We start from the raw sequence: 18,703 nt of genomic DNA on the forward strand, positions 1-18,703 counted from the left end.
CGGCGTGTACGCGGGGGTTCAACACCGGTGCGGGCCGTTAGGCTGCGGGCCTGCCGCGTGGACGACGAGGTCCCTGTAGGTCCGCGGGCGTGCCGAGCCGCCGTCGACGGAAGCGAGTTGAACCTTGAACTTCCTTACCATCGGTCACCGCGGAGTCATGGGTGTCGAGCCCGAGAACACCCTCCGTTCCTTCGTGGCCGCCCAGCAGGCCGGTCTCGACGTCATCGAACTCGATCTGCACCTCAGCAAGGACGGCGCGCTCGTCGTCATGCACGACGCGGAGGTGGACCGCACGACCGACGGCAGCGGCGCGATCGCCGACAAGACCCTCGCCGAACTGCGGGCGCTCGACGCCGGGCACGGCGAGCGCGTCCCGGTCTTCGAGGAGGTCCTGGACGCCGTACGGACGCCGCTGCAGGCCGAGATCAAGGACGTGGCCGCGGCGCAGGCGCTGGCCGAGGTCATGCACCGGCGCGATCTGCTGTCCCGGGTGGAGGTGCTGTCCTTCCACGACGAGGCGATCACCGAGATCACCCGCCTGGTGCCCGGCGTGCGCACGGCGCTGGTCGCCGACCACTACGGCACCGAGGTCGTCGGGCGCGCCACCGCCGCGGGCGCCGGGGCCCTCGTCCTCAACATCCGCAGGCTCACCCTGGAGATCGTCGAACAGGCCCGCGCGGCGGACCTGAGGATCATCGGCTGGGTGGTGAACACCCTGGACCACCTGCGGCTGGTGCGCGCCCTGGAGCTGGACGGCGCGACCACCGACTACCCGGAGATCAAGCGCACCGGCCGCTTCACCGCGTGAGGGCGCTTCGCCCGGGGCCTGTCGACAGGCCCCGGGTCAGCCCAGTTCCTTGACCAGCAGCTCGAACCGCAGGTCGTCCCGGAGCGGCACGCCGAAGCGCTCGTCGCCGTACGGGAACGGGCTGGTGCGGCCCGTACGGCGGTAGCCGCGGCGTTCGTACCAGGCGATCAGCTCCTCGCGCACGGAGATCACCGTCATGTGCATCTCCTCCACGCCCCAGATCTCGCGGACCCGGCGCTCGGCCTCGGCGATGATGGCCTTGCCCAGGCCCGCGCCCTGGAGGGCGGGGCTGACCGCGAACATGCCGAAGTAGGCGTACGCGCCGCGGTGCTCCAGCTGGCAGCAGGCCACCACGCGGCCGTCCCGCTCGACCGTCAGCAGCCTGCTGTCGGGCGACTCGATCACGGCCAGCACGCCCTCGGGGTCGGTCCGCTGCCCGTCGAGGATGTCCGCCTCGGTGGTCCACCCGGCCCGGCTGGCGTCGCCGCGGTACGCCGACTCGATCAGCGCGACCAGCGTGTCGACGTCGGCGCCGGTGGCGTCGCGGAAGGTCAGTGCGGTGGCGGGGGTGGCGGCGGTCTCCATGGGGGCGTGCCTTTCGGACTCGGGCGCGGCAGGGCGGGGCAGGACGCCATCCTGCCACTAGGCTCCGGGTGCATGGTGCACGTACTCAGCAGCCGGACACTGCTCCAGCCCACCGACCCCGAGCGCTCCCGCCGCTTCTACGGCGAGCAGCTGGGCCTGCCCGTCTACCGCGAGTTCGGCACGGGGCCCGAGCGGGGCACCGTCTACTTCCTCGGCGGCGGCTTCCTGGAGCTGTCGGGCCGCTCCGAGGCCCCGCGCTCCCCCTCCTTGCGGCTGTGGCTCCAGGTGGCGGACGTCTCCGCGGCCCACGCCGAGCTGCGGGCCGAGGGCGTGGAGATCGTGCGCCCGCCGGTGCGGGAGCCGTGGGGTCTGATCGAGATGTGGATCGCCGACCCCGACGGAACGCCCCTCGTCCTCGTCGAGGTGCCCGCGGACCATCCGCTGCGCTACCGGCCGGGTGTCTGAGGGCTCCGGGGCCTGCCCGGACGTACGGCTCCGGCTGGCCACCGTCGGTGACCGGGGATAGCGTGCTGGAGGTGGGGGCGAGCCTTCTTCCCGGAGGAGTGCCATGGAGTTCGACAAGCCGGTGATCGGCGGCCCCTGCTGGGCGGAGCTGGGCACCGACGACCTGGCGGCGGCCAAGCGGTTCTACGGCGAGGTCTTCGGCTGGCGGTGCGACGCCCCCGACTCCCGCCCAGAGCTGCGGGGGTACACCGTGGCCCGGCTGGGAGACGCCGCGGTCGCCGGTCTCGGCCCCCTGTACCGGCCCACGCAGCCGATCGCCTGGAACGTCACGTTCGCCGTCGCCGACGCCGACGCGGCCACCCACAAGGCGGTGGGGGCCGGCGGGACGGTGATCCGCGGCCCGATGGACATCTTCGACGAGGGTCGCCGCACGGTGGCGCTCGACCCGTCCGGCGCGGCCTTCCAGATGTGGCAGGCTCGGGACTTCCCCGGCGCCGGCGTCTTCAACCGGCCCGGCGCGCTCGGCTGGGTGGAGCTGGCCACCCGGGACGTCAAACGGGCCAGGGACTTCTACACCACCGTGTTCGGCTGGAGCGTCAACGCCTCCGAGTGGTACACGCAGTGGGGCATGCACGGGATGGACTTCGGCGGTGTGACGGCGCTGCACGAGCGCTTCCCGGCCGATGTTCCGCCGCACTGGCTGCCGTACTTCGCGGTCGAGGACGTGGACGCCACCACGGACGTCGCGACGCGGGCGGGCGGCAAGGCCCTCCAGGAGCCCACCTCCGTCCCGGACGGGCCCCGTATCGCGGTGCTGCGCGACCCCCAGGGCGCGGCCTTCGGGGTGTACCAGGCCGGCGAGGAGGAGAACGGGCGGCAGGAGGCCGGAGCGGCGGAGAGCTGAGGCCCGGCCCGGGGGCCGGGCTCCGGGAGCGGACCGGTCCTTCGGGCCCTCCGATCCGGATCTCCGGATCTCCGGATCTCCGGATCTCCGGATCTCCGGGGAACTCAGGGGAACTCAGGGGCGCGGGCCTCGGCGGTGCCGCGCACGCCAGGCCCGCGGTGCGGGGCCGGCCCCGGGGCGCGCGCCTCGGCTCCGTGGTCCGCGCCTCAGGCCCGCGGCACGCCCGGGCGGCCCTCCAGCCTGCCGAGCAGCTCGCACAGCAGTGCGGCCAGTTCACCGCGTCCGTCGCCGTCCAGGCCCGCGAGGACGGTCCTCTCGTAGGCCAGCTGTTCGGGCAGGATGCCGTCGACCAGGCCCCGTCCGGCGTCCGTGAGGCGGACGTGGGCGACCCGGCGGTCGCGGGTGTCGCCGCGCCGCTCCACCAGGCCGCGTTCGGTCAGCTGCTTGAGGCGCTTGGTCACGGCCGCTCCCGAGGAGAACGTCTCGCGGGCCAGCTCACTGGGCGTGAGTTCGTGTCCGGTGCGCCGCAGCGCCCCGAGCAGGTCGAACTCGGCGCGGCTGAGTCCGGCCCGGCGCAGCGGCGCGTCCTCGGCCTGCTGGAGGAGGGCGGCGCAGCGGTTGATGCGGCCGATGATCTCCATCGGCGCGGTGTCCAGGTCGGGATGGACGGCCCGCCACTGGCGCACGACGCCGGCGACGGTGTCGTCACGGACGGCGCCGCCGGCGTCGGGGGCGACGACATCGGCGTCGCGGACGGCGCCGGCGGGGGCGGCTGTGCCGACGGGGAGCTCGTGGGCGGCGGCGGCCGTCCCCGTCGGCATCCCGCCGGATCGCTCCCGCTCCCGCCCGGCCGCCGCCGCGGTCACCGCCTCGTCCGGCACCGTTTCCTCCGGTGCCGTCTCCCCCGGTGCCGGCCGTCCGTCGCTCGCCGTCATGGCCGTAGGTCCTCCGTCGTGCCGCCCGTGCTCGCCGCCGGGGTGTGCAGGCCCAGGCGTCGTACCGTCGCGGCGAGCGTACGGTGTGCGGACTGCTCGGTGAGCACGACCCGCTCCTGGGGCAGGGCCCGCTGCCACCACTCGCCGGACGCGGCGTCGGCGGTGGCGCGCAGCTCGACCAGCGCGGCGGCCAGGCCGCGGCGGGCGGACTCCAGCGCGGCGGGCTCGGCGCGCTCCTCGGCGAGCAGCCGCGCGGCCCGCTCGCGAGCCCGGTCGACGGCGGTCAGACCGTGCTCGATGCGGTCGCCGGCCCGGCGGTTGGTGACGGCGACGGCGGCCACGAAGCCGACCAGCGCGCCGACCACGGTGTCCACCGCGCGTTCGGTGATCAGCTCCCCCGTCTGCTGCTGCCGGGCGAACTCGGTGATGAGCAGGGCCATGGGCGTCACGCAGATGGTGCCGAGCCAGTAGTTGCGGCCGATCAGCGCCTCGGCGCCGAAGTTGAGGGCCAGGCAGCACAGCACGAGGGCCACGCCGCTGGTGTGGGCCAACGGGGCGATGACGGCGAAGACGAGGACGCCGACGAGGTTGCCGACGACGCGCTGGACACTCCGGTTCCAGGTGAGGGTCATGTTGGCCTGGTAGAGGGCGGCGGCGGTGACCAGGGCCCAGTAGGGGCGGCCGATGCCGAGCGCCAGGGAGGCGTACCCGGCGAGCGCGCAGCCGAGGGCCGTGCGCAGCGCGATCGGGGTGAGCGGGCCGAGCCGGCTCCACCAGGGACGGTGCGGCGCGGCGCTCTCGGCGGCCACGCCGAGCAGTTCGTCGGTGGCCGCGGCCGTCTCGCCGGTGGTCGGGACGGGTCCGCTGCCGCACAGCTCGCGGGCCCAGGTGCGCAGCCGCCGCGGGTCGGTGTCGGCCGGTGCGGCGAGCGCCACCTCGGCGCGGACGACGAGGCGCTCCAGGGCGTACCGGGTCTCGGTGCGGGCGCCGGAGGCGAGCAGTGTCTGCCAGGCGGCCTGCACGGCGGCGGCAGCGGCCGCGCGGGTGCGGGCGTGGTCCTCGCCGGCGCCCCCGGTGGCGGCGTACGCGGCGGCGGCGTTCAGCGCCTGGGCGGTGGCGCGGCGCTCGGGGCCGTGCGGGCGCAGCAGCCCCGGCGCCATCCCGACCAGCCAGGCCCACACCGCCGCCGCGAGGGCCAGCGCCATGTGCCCGGGGACCTGGCCGAGGGTCTGCGGGACGAAGAGGGAGGCGGAGCTGATGAAGGTGAGGACCACGTTGCCGGGCGGGCCGAGGCGGGTGGCGTCGCACAGCGCCTTCTGCGCGGCGGCCATCAGGGCGCCCACGGTGACCAGGACGACCGCGTTCGTGGTCAGCGAGGCGGCGACCAGGGAGAGCGCGAGGCCGCCGAGCATGCCGAGCACGACCCAGGCCAGCACCCGGGCCCGGGCGGCGTAGGGCCGGTTGTGGGCGTAGAGGGCGCAGAGCGATCCGGCCATCGTGTACATGGCCAGGTCGAGCCGGCCGAGCGCGAGCAGCGTCAGGTTGGGCGGGGCGACCGAGACGACGACGCTCAGCGCGGGCTTGAACCAGATGTCCGAGGGACGGCCGAGCCGAAACACGCCGGCGAGCGGCAGTCGCGGGCCGGATCGGCCGCCGGGCTTCGGCGTGGGTGTGGGAGTGGGGGACGCACTGCTCATGACGACAAGCTTAACAGGTGTTTTACAAGTAAATTAGATCTTCGCGGGGCTCGTGACATGGCGCGCTCCGGCGAATGCTCCCCGCGTACACCCTTGCGCTCGTGTGCGCACCGCGTGTCCCGGGCATCGCTTGACCGACCGCCCGGCCGCCCCCAGCGGCGGCCGGGAACCGTCGAACGGGGAGGTGGGGGGTGCACGGACCGGCTTCGCCCGGCTGGCTGCTGGTCGCGCTGTGCGCGGCGAGCGGGGCCTACTGTCTGCTGCGGATGCGCAGCGGCGTCGAGGAGCAGCGCCGGGCCGCGGGCAGCGAGGCGGTGATGGGGTTCGCGATGGCCGTCATGGCCGTGCCCGCGGCGGTCTTCAGCCCGCCGGCGTGGGCCTGGCCGGTCTATGCGGCAGTCTTCGGCGCGGCCGCGCTGCGCTCGCTGTGGTGGGCGCGGATCGACGCGCACCATCTGCACCACTCGATAGGCGCCGCCGCGATGGTCTACATGTCGGTGGTGATGACCCTCTCCCCCGGCTCGCACCACCACGGGCACGGTGGCTCGGGGGTGCCCCTGCTCACCGGTGCGCTCCTCGCGTACTTCGCCGGCTACGTCCTGCTGTCGGGCGCCCGGCTGGTGCCGGCGGGGGGCGCGGGCGCGGCGACCGTGCGCGCCGGGGCGGGCGGTGGCGCCGGGTGGGGCGACCGGCCGGAACTCGCGCGCGCGTGCCGGCTGTCGATGGGGATGGCGATGGTGGCCATGCTGCTGACCCTGTGAGACCACGGCAGCTCCGGAGATCCCGGCGGATCGCGGCGGTGACGGACTCCGCGGAGGCGGAGACCGGGGCCGTCGTGGGCACGACGGGGCCGGCCGGGCCGGAGGCCGTGACCATGCGGTGACGAGGTGACGAGGCCCCGCGGTGACGCGCCCGGCGGGGCGCGGCGTCGTGGTCTGTGTCACTTCGCCGCGCCGGGCCGTACATGAGCGGCCGGGCGCTCATAGGGTGCTCGCATGATGGTCCCCGCGGTCCTGTTGCTGCTCGGCGTGCTGACCGCCGTGGCCGCTCCGCGGCTTCTCGCCCGGGCCGACTGGCCGGACCGTGAACCGGTCGTCGCGCTGTGGGCGTGGCAGTGCGTGGTGGCCGCCGTCCTGCTGTGCTGCGCGCTGTCGATGACGCTCAGCGCGGCCGCCGCCTGGCAGGCGGTGCGCGGCCATGTGTTCGCCACGGCGCCGCGCGCGGTGGTGGAGGCGTACGCGTTCGGCACGGCCGGCGCGTGGGCGCCGACGACCGCGGTGGCGCTCGCCTGCGGCGGGGTGTGGAGCGCGGCGATGCTGCTCCGCGAGCTCGTACGGGCCCGGCGGCGGCGCGGACTGCGGCGCGCCGAACTCCTCGTGCGCGCCCCGCTGCTGCCCGGCGAGGAGCCCGGCGCCGAGCGGCTCGTGGTGCTGGAGAGCGAGCGGCCGGACGCGTGGTGGCTGCCCGGGTCCACGCCCCGGCTGGTCGTCACCACGGCCGCGCTGCGCCGTCTTCAGGGACGGCAGTTGGACGCGGTCCTCGCGCACGAGCAGGGGCACGCGCGGGCCCGGCACGACTGGCTGCTGCACTGCTCGGCCGCGCTCGCGGAGGGCTTCCCGCAGGTGCCGGTGTTCGCCGCGTTCCGCGACGAGATGCACCGCCTGGTCGAGCTCGCCGCCGACGACGTGGCCTCGCGCCGCTTCGGCCGGCTCACGACCGCGCTCGCCCTCGTCGGACTCAACGAGGACCGGGGCGTGTTCGGTCCCTGCCCCACCCCGCGGGCCGATGTTCCCGAGCGGGTGCACCGCCTGCTCACGCCCCGCACCCGGCTCCCCGCGGCGCGCCGGCTGCGCCTGACGGCGGTGGCGTCGCTCGTGCCGGTGGTGCCCGTCCTGGTCGCCCTGATCCCGGGACTGCACGCACTGAGCTGACCGGCCGACGGGGGCGCCGGGCCGGGACGCCGCGGATTCTCCGTGATCGGTGGCGCACACGGCCGGCATGGACGATGATCACCACCATGCCGACCGCCGTCCTCTTCGACTTCTCCGGAACCCTCTTTCGCATCGAGTCCGCCGAGTCCTGGCTCCGGGCCGTGCTCGACGAGGCCGAACTGACGCTGGAAGAGCAGGAGTTCACGGAGACCGCGCGTCGCCTGGAAGAGGCGGGCGCACTGCCGGGCGGTGCGGAACCCATCGCCCTCCCGGACGAACTGGCCGCACTGTGGGCGGTACGGGACCGCAGCGCCGAGCAGCACCGGGCCGCCTACACCGCCGCGTCCCGGCGCGTGCGGCTGCCCGACGCGGCGCTGCACGACGCGCTGTACGACCGGCACATGACGCCGGCCGCCTGGACCCCGTACCCGGACGCGCCCGAGGTGCTGCGCACACTGCGCGAGCGCGGGATCGCGGTGGGCGTCGTGAGCAACATCGGCTGGGACCTGCGTCCGGTGTTCCGGGCACACGGCCTCGACGCCTGCGTGGACGCCTACGTCCTGTCGTACGAGCACGGCGTCCAGAAGCCGGATCCCCGCCTGTTCGCCGTGGCCTGCACGGCGCTCGGCGTCGAGCCCGAGGACGTGCTCATGGTCGGCGACAGCCGGAGGGCGGACGGCGGCGCGGCGGCGCTGGGCTGCGGGGTGCACTTCGTGGACCACCTGCCGGTCGCGCGGCGGCCGGACGCGCTGCGGGGCGTGCTCGACGTGGTGGCGGAAGAAGTGAAGTAGCCCGAGGAAACCAATGGGGCGGACGTACGCCCGTCTCGGACGATCCCCCGTGTCGCCCGAGACGGGCGGCATGCCGACCAGGCCCGCACAAGGGGGCCGGTCCGCTCGCGTTGAGTATAGTTGGCTGGCAGCCAGTCAACGCAGGAGTTACAGCATGTCCCCGCGCAGCGCCTCGGTCAATGAAGAGTTGCGGCGGCGTTCCCGGGAGCGGCTTCTGCAGTCGGCCGTCGAGCTGGTGGGCGAGCACGGGTACGACGCGACGACGCTCGGCGACATCGCCGACCGGGCGGGCTCGGCCCGCGGCCTGGTCTCGTACTACTTCCCCGGCAAGCGCCAACTGGTGCAGTCCGCCGTGCACCGGCTGATGCACCGCACGCTGGAGGAGGCGCTGGAGCGTGAGCCGCGCACCGAGGACGGCCGGGAGCGGATGGCGCGCGCCATCGACGCGATCCTGGGTCTGGCCCGGGAGCGGCCGGTGCTGATGCGCCAGCACATGGCGGGGATGCTGCAGGCCGAGGGCTTCGTGCAGTGCCCGGAACAGCAGCGCCTGTCGCACCTGCTGCGGGACACGGTGGCCCGGCGCGGTTCGGCGGACGTCGACGCGGACTACCCGAGGCTGCGCGCGCTGCTGATGGGCGCGGTCTACGCGGCGCTGGTGCCCGGAGCGCCGATGCCGGTGCCGGTGCTGCGGACGGAGCTGTTCGAGCGCTACGGCCTCGACTGGGACATGGGCCGCCCGCCCGGCGCCGAGACCACCGGCGCGGCCGGCCGCTCGGACGTCTCCCGCTTCTTCGCCACCGGCCGGCCACCGGCCGCCGACGCGCCGGAGTAGTCCGCGCCGGACGGGCTCCCGCCGGGCACCGGCTCGGCGCGCCGGGCGGGCGGAGACGGCCGGGCGGAGAAGGGCGGGCGAAGAAGGGCGGCCGACACGCCGTTCCTCCGGCGCCGTCGCTCTCCCCCGGCGGCCCGCTCGGTGCGATGCTGGTAATCATCAGCGATCTCCTCCGACCGCCGGGGTAAGGGGTTCCGCCGTGCTGCGTGTCGCCGTCGTCGGCTCGGGGCCGAGCGGGTGCTACACCGCTCAGGGCCTCGTCCAACAGGACTCCTCGGTGTTCGTCGACGTCCTCGACCGGCTGCCGTGCCCGTACGGGCTCGTCCGCTACGGGGTCGCACCGGACCACGAGAAGATCAAGTCGTTGCAGGGCAGCCTGCGTTCGGTGCTGGAGCACGAGCGGGTCAGGTTCCTGGGCGGGGTGCAGATCGGCGGACCCGGCGGACTGCCCGCCGGCAGGCTGCGGGAGCTGTACCACGCGGTGGTGTACTGCGTGGGCGCGGCGGCCGACCGCCGGCTGGGCGTGCCGGGCGAGGAGCTGCCGGGGAGCTGGTCGGCGACCGAGTTCGTGTCCTGGTACAGCGCCCATCCGGACGCGGTGGACGGCGGTTTCGTACGGGACGCGCGAAGCGCCGTGGTCGTGGGCATGGGCAACGTGGCCGTCGACGTCACACGCATGCTGGCCCGGGACACGGCGGAACTGAGCCCCACCGACATGCCCGAGGCCGCGCTCGCCGCGCTCGGCGCGAGCCGGGTCGCCGACATCCACATGGTGGGCCGGCGCGGCCCCTCGCAGGCCCGTTTCACCACCAAGGAACTGCGCGAGCTGGCCGACCTGCCGGACACCGACGTCGTCGTCGACCCGGCGGAACTGGCGCTCGACCCGGCGTGCGCGGATCCCTCGGCGCTGCCGCCGGCCCGGCGCCGCAACGTGGAAGTGCTGCGCGAGTGGGCGCACACGCCCCCGCGCGGCGGCTCCCGCCGGATCCGCCTGCGGTTCTTCCTGCGTCCCGTCGAACTGCTCGCCGCCCGGGGCCGGGTGGCGGCGGTCCGGTTCGAGCGGACGGCGCCGGACGGACGGGGCGGCGTGAGCGGGACGGGACGCCACGAGGAACTGGCGGCGCAGCTGGTGCTGCGTTCGGTGGGCTACCGCGGGGTGCCGCTGGACGGGCTGCCGTTCGACGCCGCCACCGCCACCGTGCCGCACCGGGAGGGCCGGGTGCTGCGCGAGGGGGCCGTGGCGCGCGGCGAGTACGTGGCCGGGTGGATCAAGCGGGGCCCCACGGGGGTCATCGGCACCAACCGGCCGTGCGCGAAGGAGACGGTGACCTCACTGCTCGCGGACGCGCCCGAGCTTCTGCGCGGGGAGGTGCCCGACGACGCGGTCGCCGCGCTGCGCGCCGAGGGGGTGGAGCCGGTGCGGTGGGCGGGCTGGCAGGCCATCGAACGGGCCGAGGCGCGCCTCGGCGTCTCGCTCGGACGCAGTGTGGTCAAGCTGCCCGACTGGGAGTCGCTGCGGGCGGCGGCCCGCACGGCGGCTCTGTAGGGCCGCACGGCGGCCTCGCGGCCGGGCGACCGCGCCGGGCGTCACGGCACGAGCGACCGGCTCATACGCCGCTCCACGCGTCCGAGGGTCGGAGTGGCCGGCTCACACGCCGCCAACGCACCCGGAAGGTCGCCGCCCGACGGCCCCCCGGACGGCCGGCTCACACGCCGCCCGGCCGCCGGCCGGCTCGCGCACGCGTCGGCCGGATGGCTCTCGTCCGGACCGGGGCGGTCCCGCCTCAGCCGTCCGCCAGGCGCTCCTCCTGGTGGGCGGCGGCGCCGAGGAGGCTGTCGAGGAGGCCCGGGAAGAGGGCGTCGAGCTCCTCCCGGCGCAGGCCGTTCATCTTCGCGGTGCCGCGGTAGACCTGCCGGATGACTCCGGCCTCGCGCAGCACCCGGAAGTGGTGCGTGGTGGTCGACTTGGTGACCGGCACCACGAAGTCCGAGCAGGACAGCTCCTCGCCGTCGGCGGCGAGTTCCCGCACGATCCGCAGGCGCAGCGGGTCGGACAGCGCGTGCAGCACGCCTTCCAGGCGGATCTCCTCCGGCGCGGGATGCGCCAGGACTCGGCCGCCGGCGGCGGGGACGGAGGCAGGGGCGGTCACGGCGGCTCCACTTCGTACGAGGCTCTTCATCCTACGAGAAACATCGTAGTTTGACAGCCTCCGTACTACGAGGGTTACCGTACAAGCCGACCACCGCACCCGTGATGAATGGAGGCCGCCGTGAGCGCGCTCTTCGAGCCCTGGACGCTGCGCGAAGTGACGATCCCGAACCGGGTCTGGATGCCCCCGATGTGCCAGTACTCGGCCGAGCCCGAGGGCCCGCTGACCGGCGTCCCGCACGACTGGCACTTCGCCCACTACGCGGCGCGCGCCGCCGGCGGCACGGGGCTGATCATCGTCGAGGCGACCGCCGTGTCGCCGCAGGGCAGGATCTCCCCGTACGACCTCGGCATCTGGAACGACGCCCAGGTCGAGGCGTTCCGCCGGATCACCCGTTTCCTGAAGGGCCAGGGCACGGTGCCCGCCGTCCAGCTGGGGCACGGCGGCCGCAAGGCGTCCACGGACCGGCCCTGGCGGGGCGGCGCACCGGTCGGACCGGACGCGCACGGCTGGCAGCCGGTGGCGCCGAGCGCGGTGCCCTTCGACGACGGGCATCCCGTCCCGGCCGAACTGACCGTCGAGCAGATCAAGGACGTGGTGCGGCAGTTCGCGGACGCGGCACGACGGGCCCTGACCGCCGGCTTCGAGGTCGTCGAGATACACGGCGCCCACGGCTACCTGATCCACGAGTTCCTCTCCCCGCACTCCAACCACCGTACGGACGCCTACGGCGGCTCGTACGAGAACCGGGCGCGGCTCGCCCTGGAGGTCGTCGACGCGGTGCGCGCGGTGTGGCCCGAGGACAAGCCTCTGTTCTTCCGCGTCTCGGCCACCGACTGGCTGGACGAGGGCGGCTGGACGGCCGACGAGACGGTGCGCCTGGCGACCGAGCTGCACGCGCACGGCGTCGACCTGCTCGACGTCTCCACCGGCGGCAACGCCCCCGGCGTGCGCATCCCGACGGGCCCCGGCTACCAGGTGCCGTTCGCCGCGCGGGTGAAGGCCGAGACGCCGATGCCGGTGGCCGCCGTCGGGCTCATCACCGAGGCGGAGCAGGCCGAGAAGATCCTCGCCAACGGCGAGGCCGACGCGGTCCTGCTCGGCCGCGAGCTGCTGCGCGACCCGTCCTGGGCCCGGCACGCGGCCCGCGAGCTGGGCGGCTCGGTGCACGTGCCGGACCAGTACCACCGGTCCGTCTGAGCGACGGGGCGCGTCCCTCGGGAAAGCGGCGCGCCCCTCTCATGTCGCGGCGGGGGCGGTGGTCTCCTCGTCGCTCCGCGTCGGCAGAAGGCGTACGACCGTCTCCTCCAGGCGGGGCAGCGCGCGCTGGCCGGCCAGGGCGAGGGCGATGGCCGCGACGACGCCGGCCCAGGCGACCGGGCCCAGCGGCGTGCAGCCGAAGACGCGGCTGACGCCCGGGGTCTGCACCATGGCGACCAGGGCGACGGCGGAGCCCAGCGAGGTCACCTGGACCAGCCGGCTGTCGCGGCGGTCCAGCAGGGTCTGGGCCAGCTGGGTGCCGACCACCCCGCACAGCGCCATCGTGCCGGAGCGGCGCGCGGTGCCCGGGGTGAAGCGGCCGATCAGCCAGGCCGTGACCGCGCCCAGGCAGGTGGTCAGGGCCCGGTGGCGGATCTGCCGGATCAGCGGCTCCCCGAGGACGCCGCCCGCCGCGTCCTCGGGCGATCCGGCGCGCGCCTGCTCGACGTCCTCCTTCGGCGTCACCGCCACCGCCATGGCCGGGAACAGGTCGGTGAAGAGGTTCACCATCAGCATCTGCCGGGTGGACAGCGGCGCCCGGCCCGCCAGCAGGGTGCCGAGGATGCCGAAGCCGACCTCGCCCGCGTTGCCGCCGATCAGGATGGCGATGGCGTCCGCGACGCTGTGCCACAGGGCGCGGCCCTCGCCGATCGCGTCGATCAGGACGGTGAGGTCGTCGTCGGTGAGGACGATGTCCGCGGCGTTGCGCGCGGCGGCCGAGCCGCGGGCGTTGATGCCCACGCCGATGTCGGCCGCGCGGATCGCGGCCGCGTCGTTGGCGCCGTCGCCGACCATCCCCACCACCCGGCCCGCGTCCCGCAGGGCCTCGACGACCTGGAGCTTCTGCTCGGGCGCCACCCGGGCCACCACTCCGGCGTCCCGCAGCATCCGGGCCCGGGCGGAGCGGTCGGCGGCGGCCAGTTCGTCCCCGGTGACCACGGCCGTGTCCTCCGGCCAGCCGAGTTCGGTGGCGATCGCCCGCGCCGTCTGCGGATGGTCGCCGGTGAGCATGACCGGCCGTACGCCCTCCTCGTACAGGCCGTGCACGAGGGTCGTGGAGGTCTCCCGGGGCACGTCCGACAGGGCCAGCAGGCCGGTGAACTCCAGGTCCCGGAGCCCCTGTTCGAGGACGTCCGCCTCCTCCTCGCCGTCGCCGAGCCGCCGCTGCGCCACCGCCAGGATCCGCAGTCCGCCGCCGGCCAGGGAGTGCGAGGTGTCGGCGGCGTGGGAGGGCAGGGCGGGGCAGGCGGGCAGGACGGTCTCCGGGGCGCCCTTGACCACGAGCAGCCGCTGCCCGTCCGCGGTCTCGCCGACGGCCGCCGCGTAGCCGCGCGCGGCCTCGAAGGCGAGGCCTTCGAGCTGTGTCCAGTCCGGGTCGGGACGGGCCGCGTCGAGCACGGCCTCGTCGGTGGCGTGCACCGGCCGGTCGGAGCCGCCGTTCAGGCGGGGGCAGGCGCGTGCCGCGGCGCGCAGCGTGTCCGCGCCCGCCTCGTCGCCCACCGCGTGGACGGTGCCGCCGCCGTCGGAGATCCGCACCAGGCGCAGCCGGTTCTCGGTGAGGGTGCCGGTCTTGTCGAAGCAGATGGTGTCCATCCGGCCCAGCGCCTCCAGGGTGCGGGGCGTGCGCACGAGGACACCGGCCCGGCTGAGCCGGCGGGCCGCGGCCAGCTGGGCCACCGTCGCCACCAGCGGCAGCCCTTCGGGCACGGCGGCCACCGCGACGGCCACGCCTCCGCTGACCGCGTCGCGGATGGGGGCGCCGCGCAGGAGGGCCAGTCCGGTCACCGCCGCGCCGCCCGCGAGGGTCAGCGGCAGTGCCTTGCGGGTGAGTTCCTGCAGCCGGGCCTGGACCCCGGCGGCCGGGGGCGTGCGGGCGGCCAGGTGCACGGCGCGTGCGGCCTCGGTGAGCTCGCCGGTCTCCACGACGACGGCCCGGGCCTGTCCGGCCACCACCGTGGTGCCCTCGAAGACCATGCAGAGCCGGTCGGCGACCACGGCGTGCGGGGTGGGGTCGGTCTGCTTCTGCACCGGCAGCGATTCCCCGGTCAGCGCGGACTCGTCGACCTCCAGGCCCTCCTCCCACAGCAGCCGGGCGTCGGCGGGCACCACGTCGTCGGCCTTCAGTTCGATCACGTCGCCCGGGCCGAGTCTGCCCGCGTCGACGGTGCGGGCGCTCTCGGCCGGCGCCCGGCCGGCCCGCGCCCGCCCGGCCGGCGGCGCGAGGCGCGCCTTCTGCTTCTGCTCCGCCAGCAGCCCGGACAGCGCCCGTTCGGCGCGCAGCCGCTGGACACCGCCGACGAGGGCGTTCAGGTCGAGCGCGCCGACGACGAGCAGGGCGTCCATGACGGAGCCGAGCATCGCCGAGGCCGCCGATCCGACGGCCAGGACGGGGGTGAGCGGGTCCTGCAGTTCGCCGCGCACGGCCTGGCCCAGGTCGTACGTCCAGCGGGCCGGGGCGAGGGCGGGGTGCCGGAAGGCGCCGCCGACCGTCTCGCGGACACGGGCGGTGGTCTGCTCCAGGGCGGTCGGTTCGTCCGCCGGTTCGTGTTCCAGCCGCTCCCGGGCCTCGTCCGACTCCAGTTCGTGCCAGGGCACACGCGGGTGGGGGCGCGGCGCGCGGGCGGCGGCCACGCCCAGGGCGGCGCGCGCCCCGGAGAGCAGGGCGGTGGCCGCGCCGGCGTCGACCGGCGCGTGTCGCAGCCCGGGGAGCAGGGACCGGCGGCCGCGGCCGTTCCCGGACTCGCCGACGGCGACCATGAGCCCGGACAGCGCGGCGCCCGACCGGGCCAGGGTCTGCGCCCGGCGGCCGACGGTGCGGGCGGCCGGGACCGCGGTGAGCAGCCGCCACACGTCGGGCAGACCGTGCAGGGCCAGGACGTCGGCGCCCCAGACGACGGCCCCGGCGCGGTCGGTGAGGGCGACGGCGACATCGCTGCCGAGCAGTCCGGCCAGGACGTCGTGGTCGTCGGCCGACCGCGCCCGGGCGACGGTGATGACCGCGCCCTCGTCCTCGTCGCGGCGCAGCCCGTACACGACGTCGTCGAGGGGCCGCCGGGCGTCCACCACCTCGTCGGCGAGGCCGGTGAAGTCCTCCAGGGCCGGGTCGCCCACGACGACGACCCGGAGGCCGGCCCGGCGGGCGGCGTCCAGGACGGGTTCGGCCCAGGGGTCGGCGTCGCCGTCCTCGGTGCGCAGCGCGCTCGGGTGCAGGACGACGGTGCCGGCCATCTCCAGTTGCCGCAGCCGCTCCGGGTCGCGCACCAGCACGCCGGTGCGGGCCAGTGCGGCGCTGAGCACGGAGTGGAAGGCGGCGGGCCCGTAGCGGGCGGCCTTGGGCGAGCCGGCGAGCACCGCCTCGGCCGCCTCGGCGCCGTCGTGCTTGACCAGCAGGGTGGCCGCCGCGCCGATCAGACTGCCCGCGGAGGCGTGGTTGGCGTACTCCTGGGCAGGCGAGACGCGCAGCGGCGGACGCGGGCAGCCGTCGGCGGCCACACTGATCCGGTCGGGCGAGCACAGCTGGTCGTGCACCGCGTCGAAGGCGGCGGAGCGCGCCACCGTCTCGGCCAGCTGGCAGGCGCGCAGGGCGCCGTCGAGGACGAGCGAGGTGGGGGTCTGGCCGACGCCGTGCGCGGCCGCGTTCGCGCACGCCAGCAGCAGGTCCATCCGGGCGGCGCCGAGGCGGGCGCGCAGCCGGGCGCGAAAGCGCGGGTTCTCCCGCAGCAGGGTCACGACGGCGGTCGCCAGGCGCGGTGACGGCGGCAGCCGCATCCCGTACGCGGTGAGGCCGATGGCGATGCCCAGCGCGTCGGCGGCGAGCGTGGCCGCGGCGGCCCGCACTCCGGCGGGGTCGGCGGGGTGCGTCGTCTCCTCCGGGTCGCCGCCCTCCAGGGTCAGCCCGTGCCGGGTGGCGAGATCGCTCGCGTGCTCCACGACCCGGTCGGCGAACTCGTCCTCGGTCACGCTGACGACCAGTCGCCCGAGCCCCTGGTCCCAGTAGGCGAAGAGGACGTCGGGCCGCTCGGCGAGCTTGGCGGCCACCCGCCGCGCCAGGTGGTCGGTGCCTCCGGCGCGCCGCACGGCGCCCGGCTCGGCGGCGCGCAGCGCGATGTGGGCGCGCGTGCCGGAACGCCAGTTGCCGCCCGCGCCGGGGAGCGCGTTGCGGGCGACCCGTACGACGCGCGCAGCGGTGTCCGCGCTCCGTACGCCGGCGCGCGCCGTTCCGGCCGCCGCTCCGGCGGCCATCCCGACCGCCGGGGCGGCGGCCCGGGCCAGGGCCCGGGGCGCCGCGGGCAGCAACCGGGCGGCGGCCGACGGGGCGGTCAGCAGACCCAGCACCATGGCGCGCCCTCAGAGGGTGGTGCGGCCGGGCCGCGCCGTGGGGCCGAGGGGGCCGGTGGACGTGTGGCCCGTACCCGGTGCGCTCGTGGGCTCCTTCCCTGTCGGCGTCCCCGTGGACGCCTTGCCCGTCGGAGGCTTGCCGGTCGGGCGCGTCCTCCCGGTGGGCGGCTCGGTCCGGTCGCCCGCCGGGGGCTTCGGGGCCTCGGCGCCGCCGTGCGCGGAGGTGAGCGCCGCGGTCGCGATGTCCTGCGCCGGCTCGCCGGTCGCGGGGGCGTGCGCGGGCGCGGTGCGCCGGGCGGCGTGCTCGGCGGTGCCGGTCTCCTGGGCGGGGCCGGCGGTCTCGGCGGCGCCGGCCGGGCCGGTTCGCCGTGTGGCGCCCGTGTCCTGGGTGGTGCCGGTGGTGGACGGTCCGCCGCCGGGTGCGGCGTCCGTGGTGGCGGTCTGCGGTCCGCCGTCCTCTGCGGCGCCCGGGTGCGCGGTGCCGGTGTCCGGCGCCGTCGACGGCTGTCCGCCGCCCGTGAGGCGTCCGGGCCCGCGGGACTGCTCCGGATGTTCGGGCCGGGGCTGGGTGAGCCAGGCCACGGCCGCTCCGGTGAGCGCGACGGGCCACTCCACCACTCCGGCGACGCCGAGGACTCCGGCGCCCGTGTAGACCGCGAGCCGACGCCCCTTCGGCGACACCGCGCCGACCTTGTCCAGCGTGCCCTGTGCGGCCCTGCCGACCACTCCGGCGCCGGGCACCTTCCGGAGCACCGAGGCGGCGCCGTGCAGGGGCGCCGCGAGGGCCGACGACGACTTCTGCTCAGCCATGACTCTCCTCGCCTGGGTGAGATCCCTTCCGTGCCCACCGGGTGCCCGTGACCGTGCAGGTCATCCCGCCCATCTCAGGGAACGTCAGGGCCCTCGTCCGCGCCACCGGCCACGCCGTCCGCTCGGCCGGACGGCGATCGTGCGGGGGAGATCGGCCGCGCCGCGATCAGGGCGCGCCCCTCGCCGCGCCGCACGCGCCCCACCGCCGTGGAAGCGCCCCCCCCGCCGCCGCGCGGACCACCGACCCGCTCTTTCCGGTCCCGGTCAGCGCGGTCGCGGTGGGCGTGGCCGCCCCCGCCGTGCCGGAGGCGTCGCGCGGCTCCCTTCACACCCTGGCGCGTCGCACTCCCTGGCGCGTCGCACTCCCTGTCGCGTCACTTCCTGGAACGTCACTCCCTGGCGCGGCCGAGCATCTCCTCGGTCAGCTCCCGCCGGTAGCCGGTGTACACGGCGCGCAGCGCCGGGCCGGGCCACTGGCCGGGCAGCAGACGGGCCGGCAGGACGGGGTCGGCCAGCAGGTGCCGTACGACGGCGGCGAGTGCGGTGAAGCGGTCGGCGGGCCGTTCGGCGCGGGCGACATGGGCGAGCAGCGCCCGGGCCGTCGCGGCCCAGGCGTCGACCGGCCACAGGCGCGCGGCGAGGTCCTCGGCCGGCTCGTCGGGCCGGGCGGTGAAGCGCCGGACCACGTCGTCGAGGCCGTCGGGCCAGGGGCGGCTCAGGTTGGCGGGGCGCAGCCAGACGCCCTCGCGGAGTTCGGCGAGCCGCAGGGCGGTCAACCGGGTGCGCAGCGCGGCGCGTTCGGCGGGTCCGCGGCCGGTCGCCGTCACCACCGCCATCTCCCACTCCCCGGCCCAGCGACGGGTCTCCGGGTGCACGGCGGCGTCCTGGCGCCGCTGGCGTTCCAGCAGACGGTCGCTGAGGCCGTAGACGCCGTCCGCGCGCCGCAGGTCGCCGGCGGCCACCATGCGGCTGAGCGCCGCCCGGAGGGTGGATCCGCCGACGCCGAAGGGCTCCACGGCCCGCAGCAGGTCCCGTACCGGCAGCTCGGGCGGGTGGGTGCCCAGCAGCAGGCTCAGCACGACGGACCGCGCGGACAGCGGGCGCAGGTCCACCGCGGCGGGCTCCTCGGAGACGTTCATGGTCACGTACTGTACGGATCCGGTCTTGTTGCATCATTGCTGCGACCGCAGGATAAGT

The 18,703-nt window shown here is 75.9% G+C and carries 16 protein-coding genes; 9 read left to right on the top strand and 7 right to left on the bottom strand.

Annotated elements, in window-relative coordinates; all coding sequences use genetic code 11:
- The first annotated feature begins 124 nt into the window (after positions 1 to 124).
- Entirely contained in the window at positions 125 to 808 is a 684-nt protein-coding gene (locus ACH5A8_RS15405; RefSeq protein WP_399002000.1) for a glycerophosphodiester phosphodiesterase, read from the top strand.
- Between the two features lie 36 nt (positions 809 to 844).
- On the opposite strand, the gene ACH5A8_RS15410 is transcribed toward ACH5A8_RS15405, so the two are convergent.
- Complete coding sequence (locus tag ACH5A8_RS15410; protein WP_399002002.1) at positions 845 to 1,393, bottom strand: GNAT family N-acetyltransferase; 549 nt, start codon at positions 1,391 to 1,393, stop codon at positions 845 to 847.
- A gap of 72 nt (positions 1,394 to 1,465) precedes the next feature.
- Between ACH5A8_RS15410 and ACH5A8_RS15415 the strand changes: the two genes are divergently transcribed.
- Together ACH5A8_RS15415 and ACH5A8_RS15420 are read left to right on the top strand one after the other, a co-directional pair.
- Positions 1,466 to 1,858, top strand: a complete 393-nt coding sequence (locus ACH5A8_RS15415; RefSeq protein WP_399002004.1) for a VOC family protein — start codon at positions 1,466 to 1,468, stop codon at positions 1,856 to 1,858.
- A 103-nt stretch (positions 1,859 to 1,961) separates the two neighbouring features.
- Entirely contained in the window at positions 1,962 to 2,762 is an 801-nt protein-coding gene (locus ACH5A8_RS15420) for a VOC family protein (protein ID WP_399002006.1), read from the top strand.
- 206 nt (positions 2,763 to 2,968) lie between these two features.
- Here ACH5A8_RS15420 and ACH5A8_RS15425 read toward each other — a convergent pair whose 3' ends face one another.
- Both ACH5A8_RS15425 and ACH5A8_RS15430 read right to left on the bottom strand, forming a co-directional pair.
- Positions 2,969 to 3,583: a MarR family winged helix-turn-helix transcriptional regulator gene (locus tag ACH5A8_RS15425; protein WP_399002409.1), complete on the bottom strand. Its 615-nt coding sequence runs from the start codon at positions 3,581 to 3,583 to the stop codon at positions 2,969 to 2,971.
- 110 nt (positions 3,584 to 3,693) lie between these two features.
- A complete protein-coding gene (locus tag ACH5A8_RS15430; protein WP_399002008.1) occupies positions 3,694 to 5,394 on the bottom strand; it encodes an FUSC family protein in 1,701 nt (566 codons plus the stop codon).
- Between the two features lie 191 nt (positions 5,395 to 5,585).
- Here ACH5A8_RS15430 and ACH5A8_RS15435 point away from each other — a divergent pair, with 191 nt between their 5' ends.
- The 5 genes from ACH5A8_RS15435 to ACH5A8_RS15455 all read left to right on the top strand — a co-directional run bounded on the left by ACH5A8_RS15435 (position 5,586) and on the right by ACH5A8_RS15455 (position 10,494).
- Positions 5,586 to 6,155: a DUF5134 domain-containing protein gene (locus tag ACH5A8_RS15435; RefSeq protein ID WP_399002010.1), complete on the top strand. Its 570-nt coding sequence runs from the start codon at positions 5,586 to 5,588 to the stop codon at positions 6,153 to 6,155.
- 234 nt (positions 6,156 to 6,389) lie between these two features.
- Positions 6,390 to 7,325 carry a M56 family metallopeptidase gene (locus ACH5A8_RS15440; RefSeq protein ID WP_399002012.1) on the top strand — a complete coding sequence of 312 codons (936 nt, stop codon included), beginning with the start codon at positions 6,390 to 6,392 and terminating at the stop codon, positions 7,323 to 7,325.
- Positions 7,326 to 7,411: 86 nt separating this feature from the next.
- Positions 7,412 to 8,116, top strand: coding sequence for an HAD family hydrolase (locus ACH5A8_RS15445; protein ID WP_399002014.1), 705 nt, complete (start codon positions 7,412 to 7,414; stop codon positions 8,114 to 8,116).
- A gap of 154 nt (positions 8,117 to 8,270) precedes the next feature.
- Positions 8,271 to 8,948, top strand: a complete 678-nt coding sequence (locus tag ACH5A8_RS15450) for a TetR/AcrR family transcriptional regulator (RefSeq protein WP_399002016.1) — start codon at positions 8,271 to 8,273, stop codon at positions 8,946 to 8,948.
- A gap of 199 nt (positions 8,949 to 9,147) precedes the next feature.
- Positions 9,148 to 10,494: an FAD-dependent oxidoreductase gene (locus ACH5A8_RS15455; protein WP_399002018.1), complete on the top strand. Its 1,347-nt coding sequence runs from the start codon at positions 9,148 to 9,150 to the stop codon at positions 10,492 to 10,494.
- A 238-nt stretch (positions 10,495 to 10,732) separates the two neighbouring features.
- Here ACH5A8_RS15455 and ACH5A8_RS15460 read toward each other — a convergent pair whose 3' ends face one another.
- Entirely contained in the window at positions 10,733 to 11,098 is a 366-nt protein-coding gene (locus ACH5A8_RS15460; RefSeq protein ID WP_399002020.1) for an ArsR/SmtB family transcription factor, read from the bottom strand.
- Positions 11,099 to 11,218: 120 nt separating this feature from the next.
- Here ACH5A8_RS15460 and ACH5A8_RS15465 point away from each other — a divergent pair, with 120 nt between their 5' ends.
- The gene (locus tag ACH5A8_RS15465; protein ID WP_399002022.1) at positions 11,219 to 12,298 is read left to right on the top strand and encodes an NADH:flavin oxidoreductase/NADH oxidase; all 1,080 of its coding nucleotides are present in this window, start codon (positions 11,219 to 11,221) and stop codon (positions 12,296 to 12,298) included.
- Positions 12,299 to 12,337: 39 nt separating this feature from the next.
- Here the strand turns inward: ACH5A8_RS15465 and ACH5A8_RS15470 are convergent, their stop codons facing one another.
- The 3 genes from ACH5A8_RS15470 to ACH5A8_RS15480 form a co-directional block, all read right to left on the bottom strand.
- The gene (locus tag ACH5A8_RS15470) at positions 12,338 to 16,696 is read right to left on the bottom strand and encodes an HAD-IC family P-type ATPase (RefSeq protein WP_399002024.1); all 4,359 of its coding nucleotides are present in this window, start codon (positions 16,694 to 16,696) and stop codon (positions 12,338 to 12,340) included.
- A gap of 9 nt (positions 16,697 to 16,705) precedes the next feature.
- On the bottom strand, positions 16,706 to 17,506 hold the full coding sequence (locus ACH5A8_RS15475; RefSeq protein WP_399002026.1) for a hypothetical protein: 801 nt from the start codon (positions 17,504 to 17,506) through the stop codon (positions 16,706 to 16,708).
- A gap of 389 nt (positions 17,507 to 17,895) precedes the next feature.
- On the bottom strand, positions 17,896 to 18,645 hold the full coding sequence (locus ACH5A8_RS15480; RefSeq protein WP_399002028.1) for a PaaX family transcriptional regulator C-terminal domain-containing protein: 750 nt from the start codon (positions 18,643 to 18,645) through the stop codon (positions 17,896 to 17,898).
- Between the last annotated feature and the right edge of the window lie 58 nt (positions 18,646 to 18,703).

It is taken from the genome of Streptomyces sp. NPDC018610 (assembly GCF_044391765.1).
In the GTDB taxonomy this organism is placed as follows: domain Bacteria; phylum Actinomycetota; class Actinomycetes; order Streptomycetales; family Streptomycetaceae; genus Streptomyces.

Bases quoted from the DNA above. Each gene is read 5' to 3' on its own strand.
- ACH5A8_RS15410 (WP_399002002.1), bottom strand. From the start codon at position 1,393: ATGGAGACCGCCGCCACCCCCGCCACCGCACTGACCTTCCGCGACGCC.
- ACH5A8_RS15415 (WP_399002004.1), top strand. From the start codon at position 1,466: ATGGTGCACGTACTCAGCAGCCGGACACTGCTCCAGCCCACCGACCCC.
- ACH5A8_RS15420 (WP_399002006.1), top strand. From the start codon at position 1,962: ATGGAGTTCGACAAGCCGGTGATCGGCGGCCCCTGCTGGGCGGAGCTG.
- ACH5A8_RS15425 (WP_399002409.1), bottom strand. From the start codon at position 3,583: ATGCCGACGGGGACGGCCGCCGCCGCCCACGAGCTCCCCGTCGGCACA.
- ACH5A8_RS15430 (WP_399002008.1), bottom strand. From the start codon at position 5,394: ATGAGCAGTGCGTCCCCCACTCCCACACCCACGCCGAAGCCCGGCGGC.
- ACH5A8_RS15440 (WP_399002012.1), top strand. From the start codon at position 6,390: ATGATGGTCCCCGCGGTCCTGTTGCTGCTCGGCGTGCTGACCGCCGTG.
- ACH5A8_RS15445 (WP_399002014.1), top strand. From the start codon at position 7,412: ATGCCGACCGCCGTCCTCTTCGACTTCTCCGGAACCCTCTTTCGCATC.
- ACH5A8_RS15450 (WP_399002016.1), top strand. From the start codon at position 8,271: ATGTCCCCGCGCAGCGCCTCGGTCAATGAAGAGTTGCGGCGGCGTTCC.
- ACH5A8_RS15470 (WP_399002024.1), bottom strand. From the start codon at position 16,696: ATGGTGCTGGGTCTGCTGACCGCCCCGTCGGCCGCCGCCCGGTTGCTG.
- ACH5A8_RS15475 (WP_399002026.1), bottom strand. From the start codon at position 17,506: ATGGCTGAGCAGAAGTCGTCGTCGGCCCTCGCGGCGCCCCTGCACGGC.
- ACH5A8_RS15480 (WP_399002028.1), bottom strand. From the start codon at position 18,645: ATGAACGTCTCCGAGGAGCCCGCCGCGGTGGACCTGCGCCCGCTGTCC.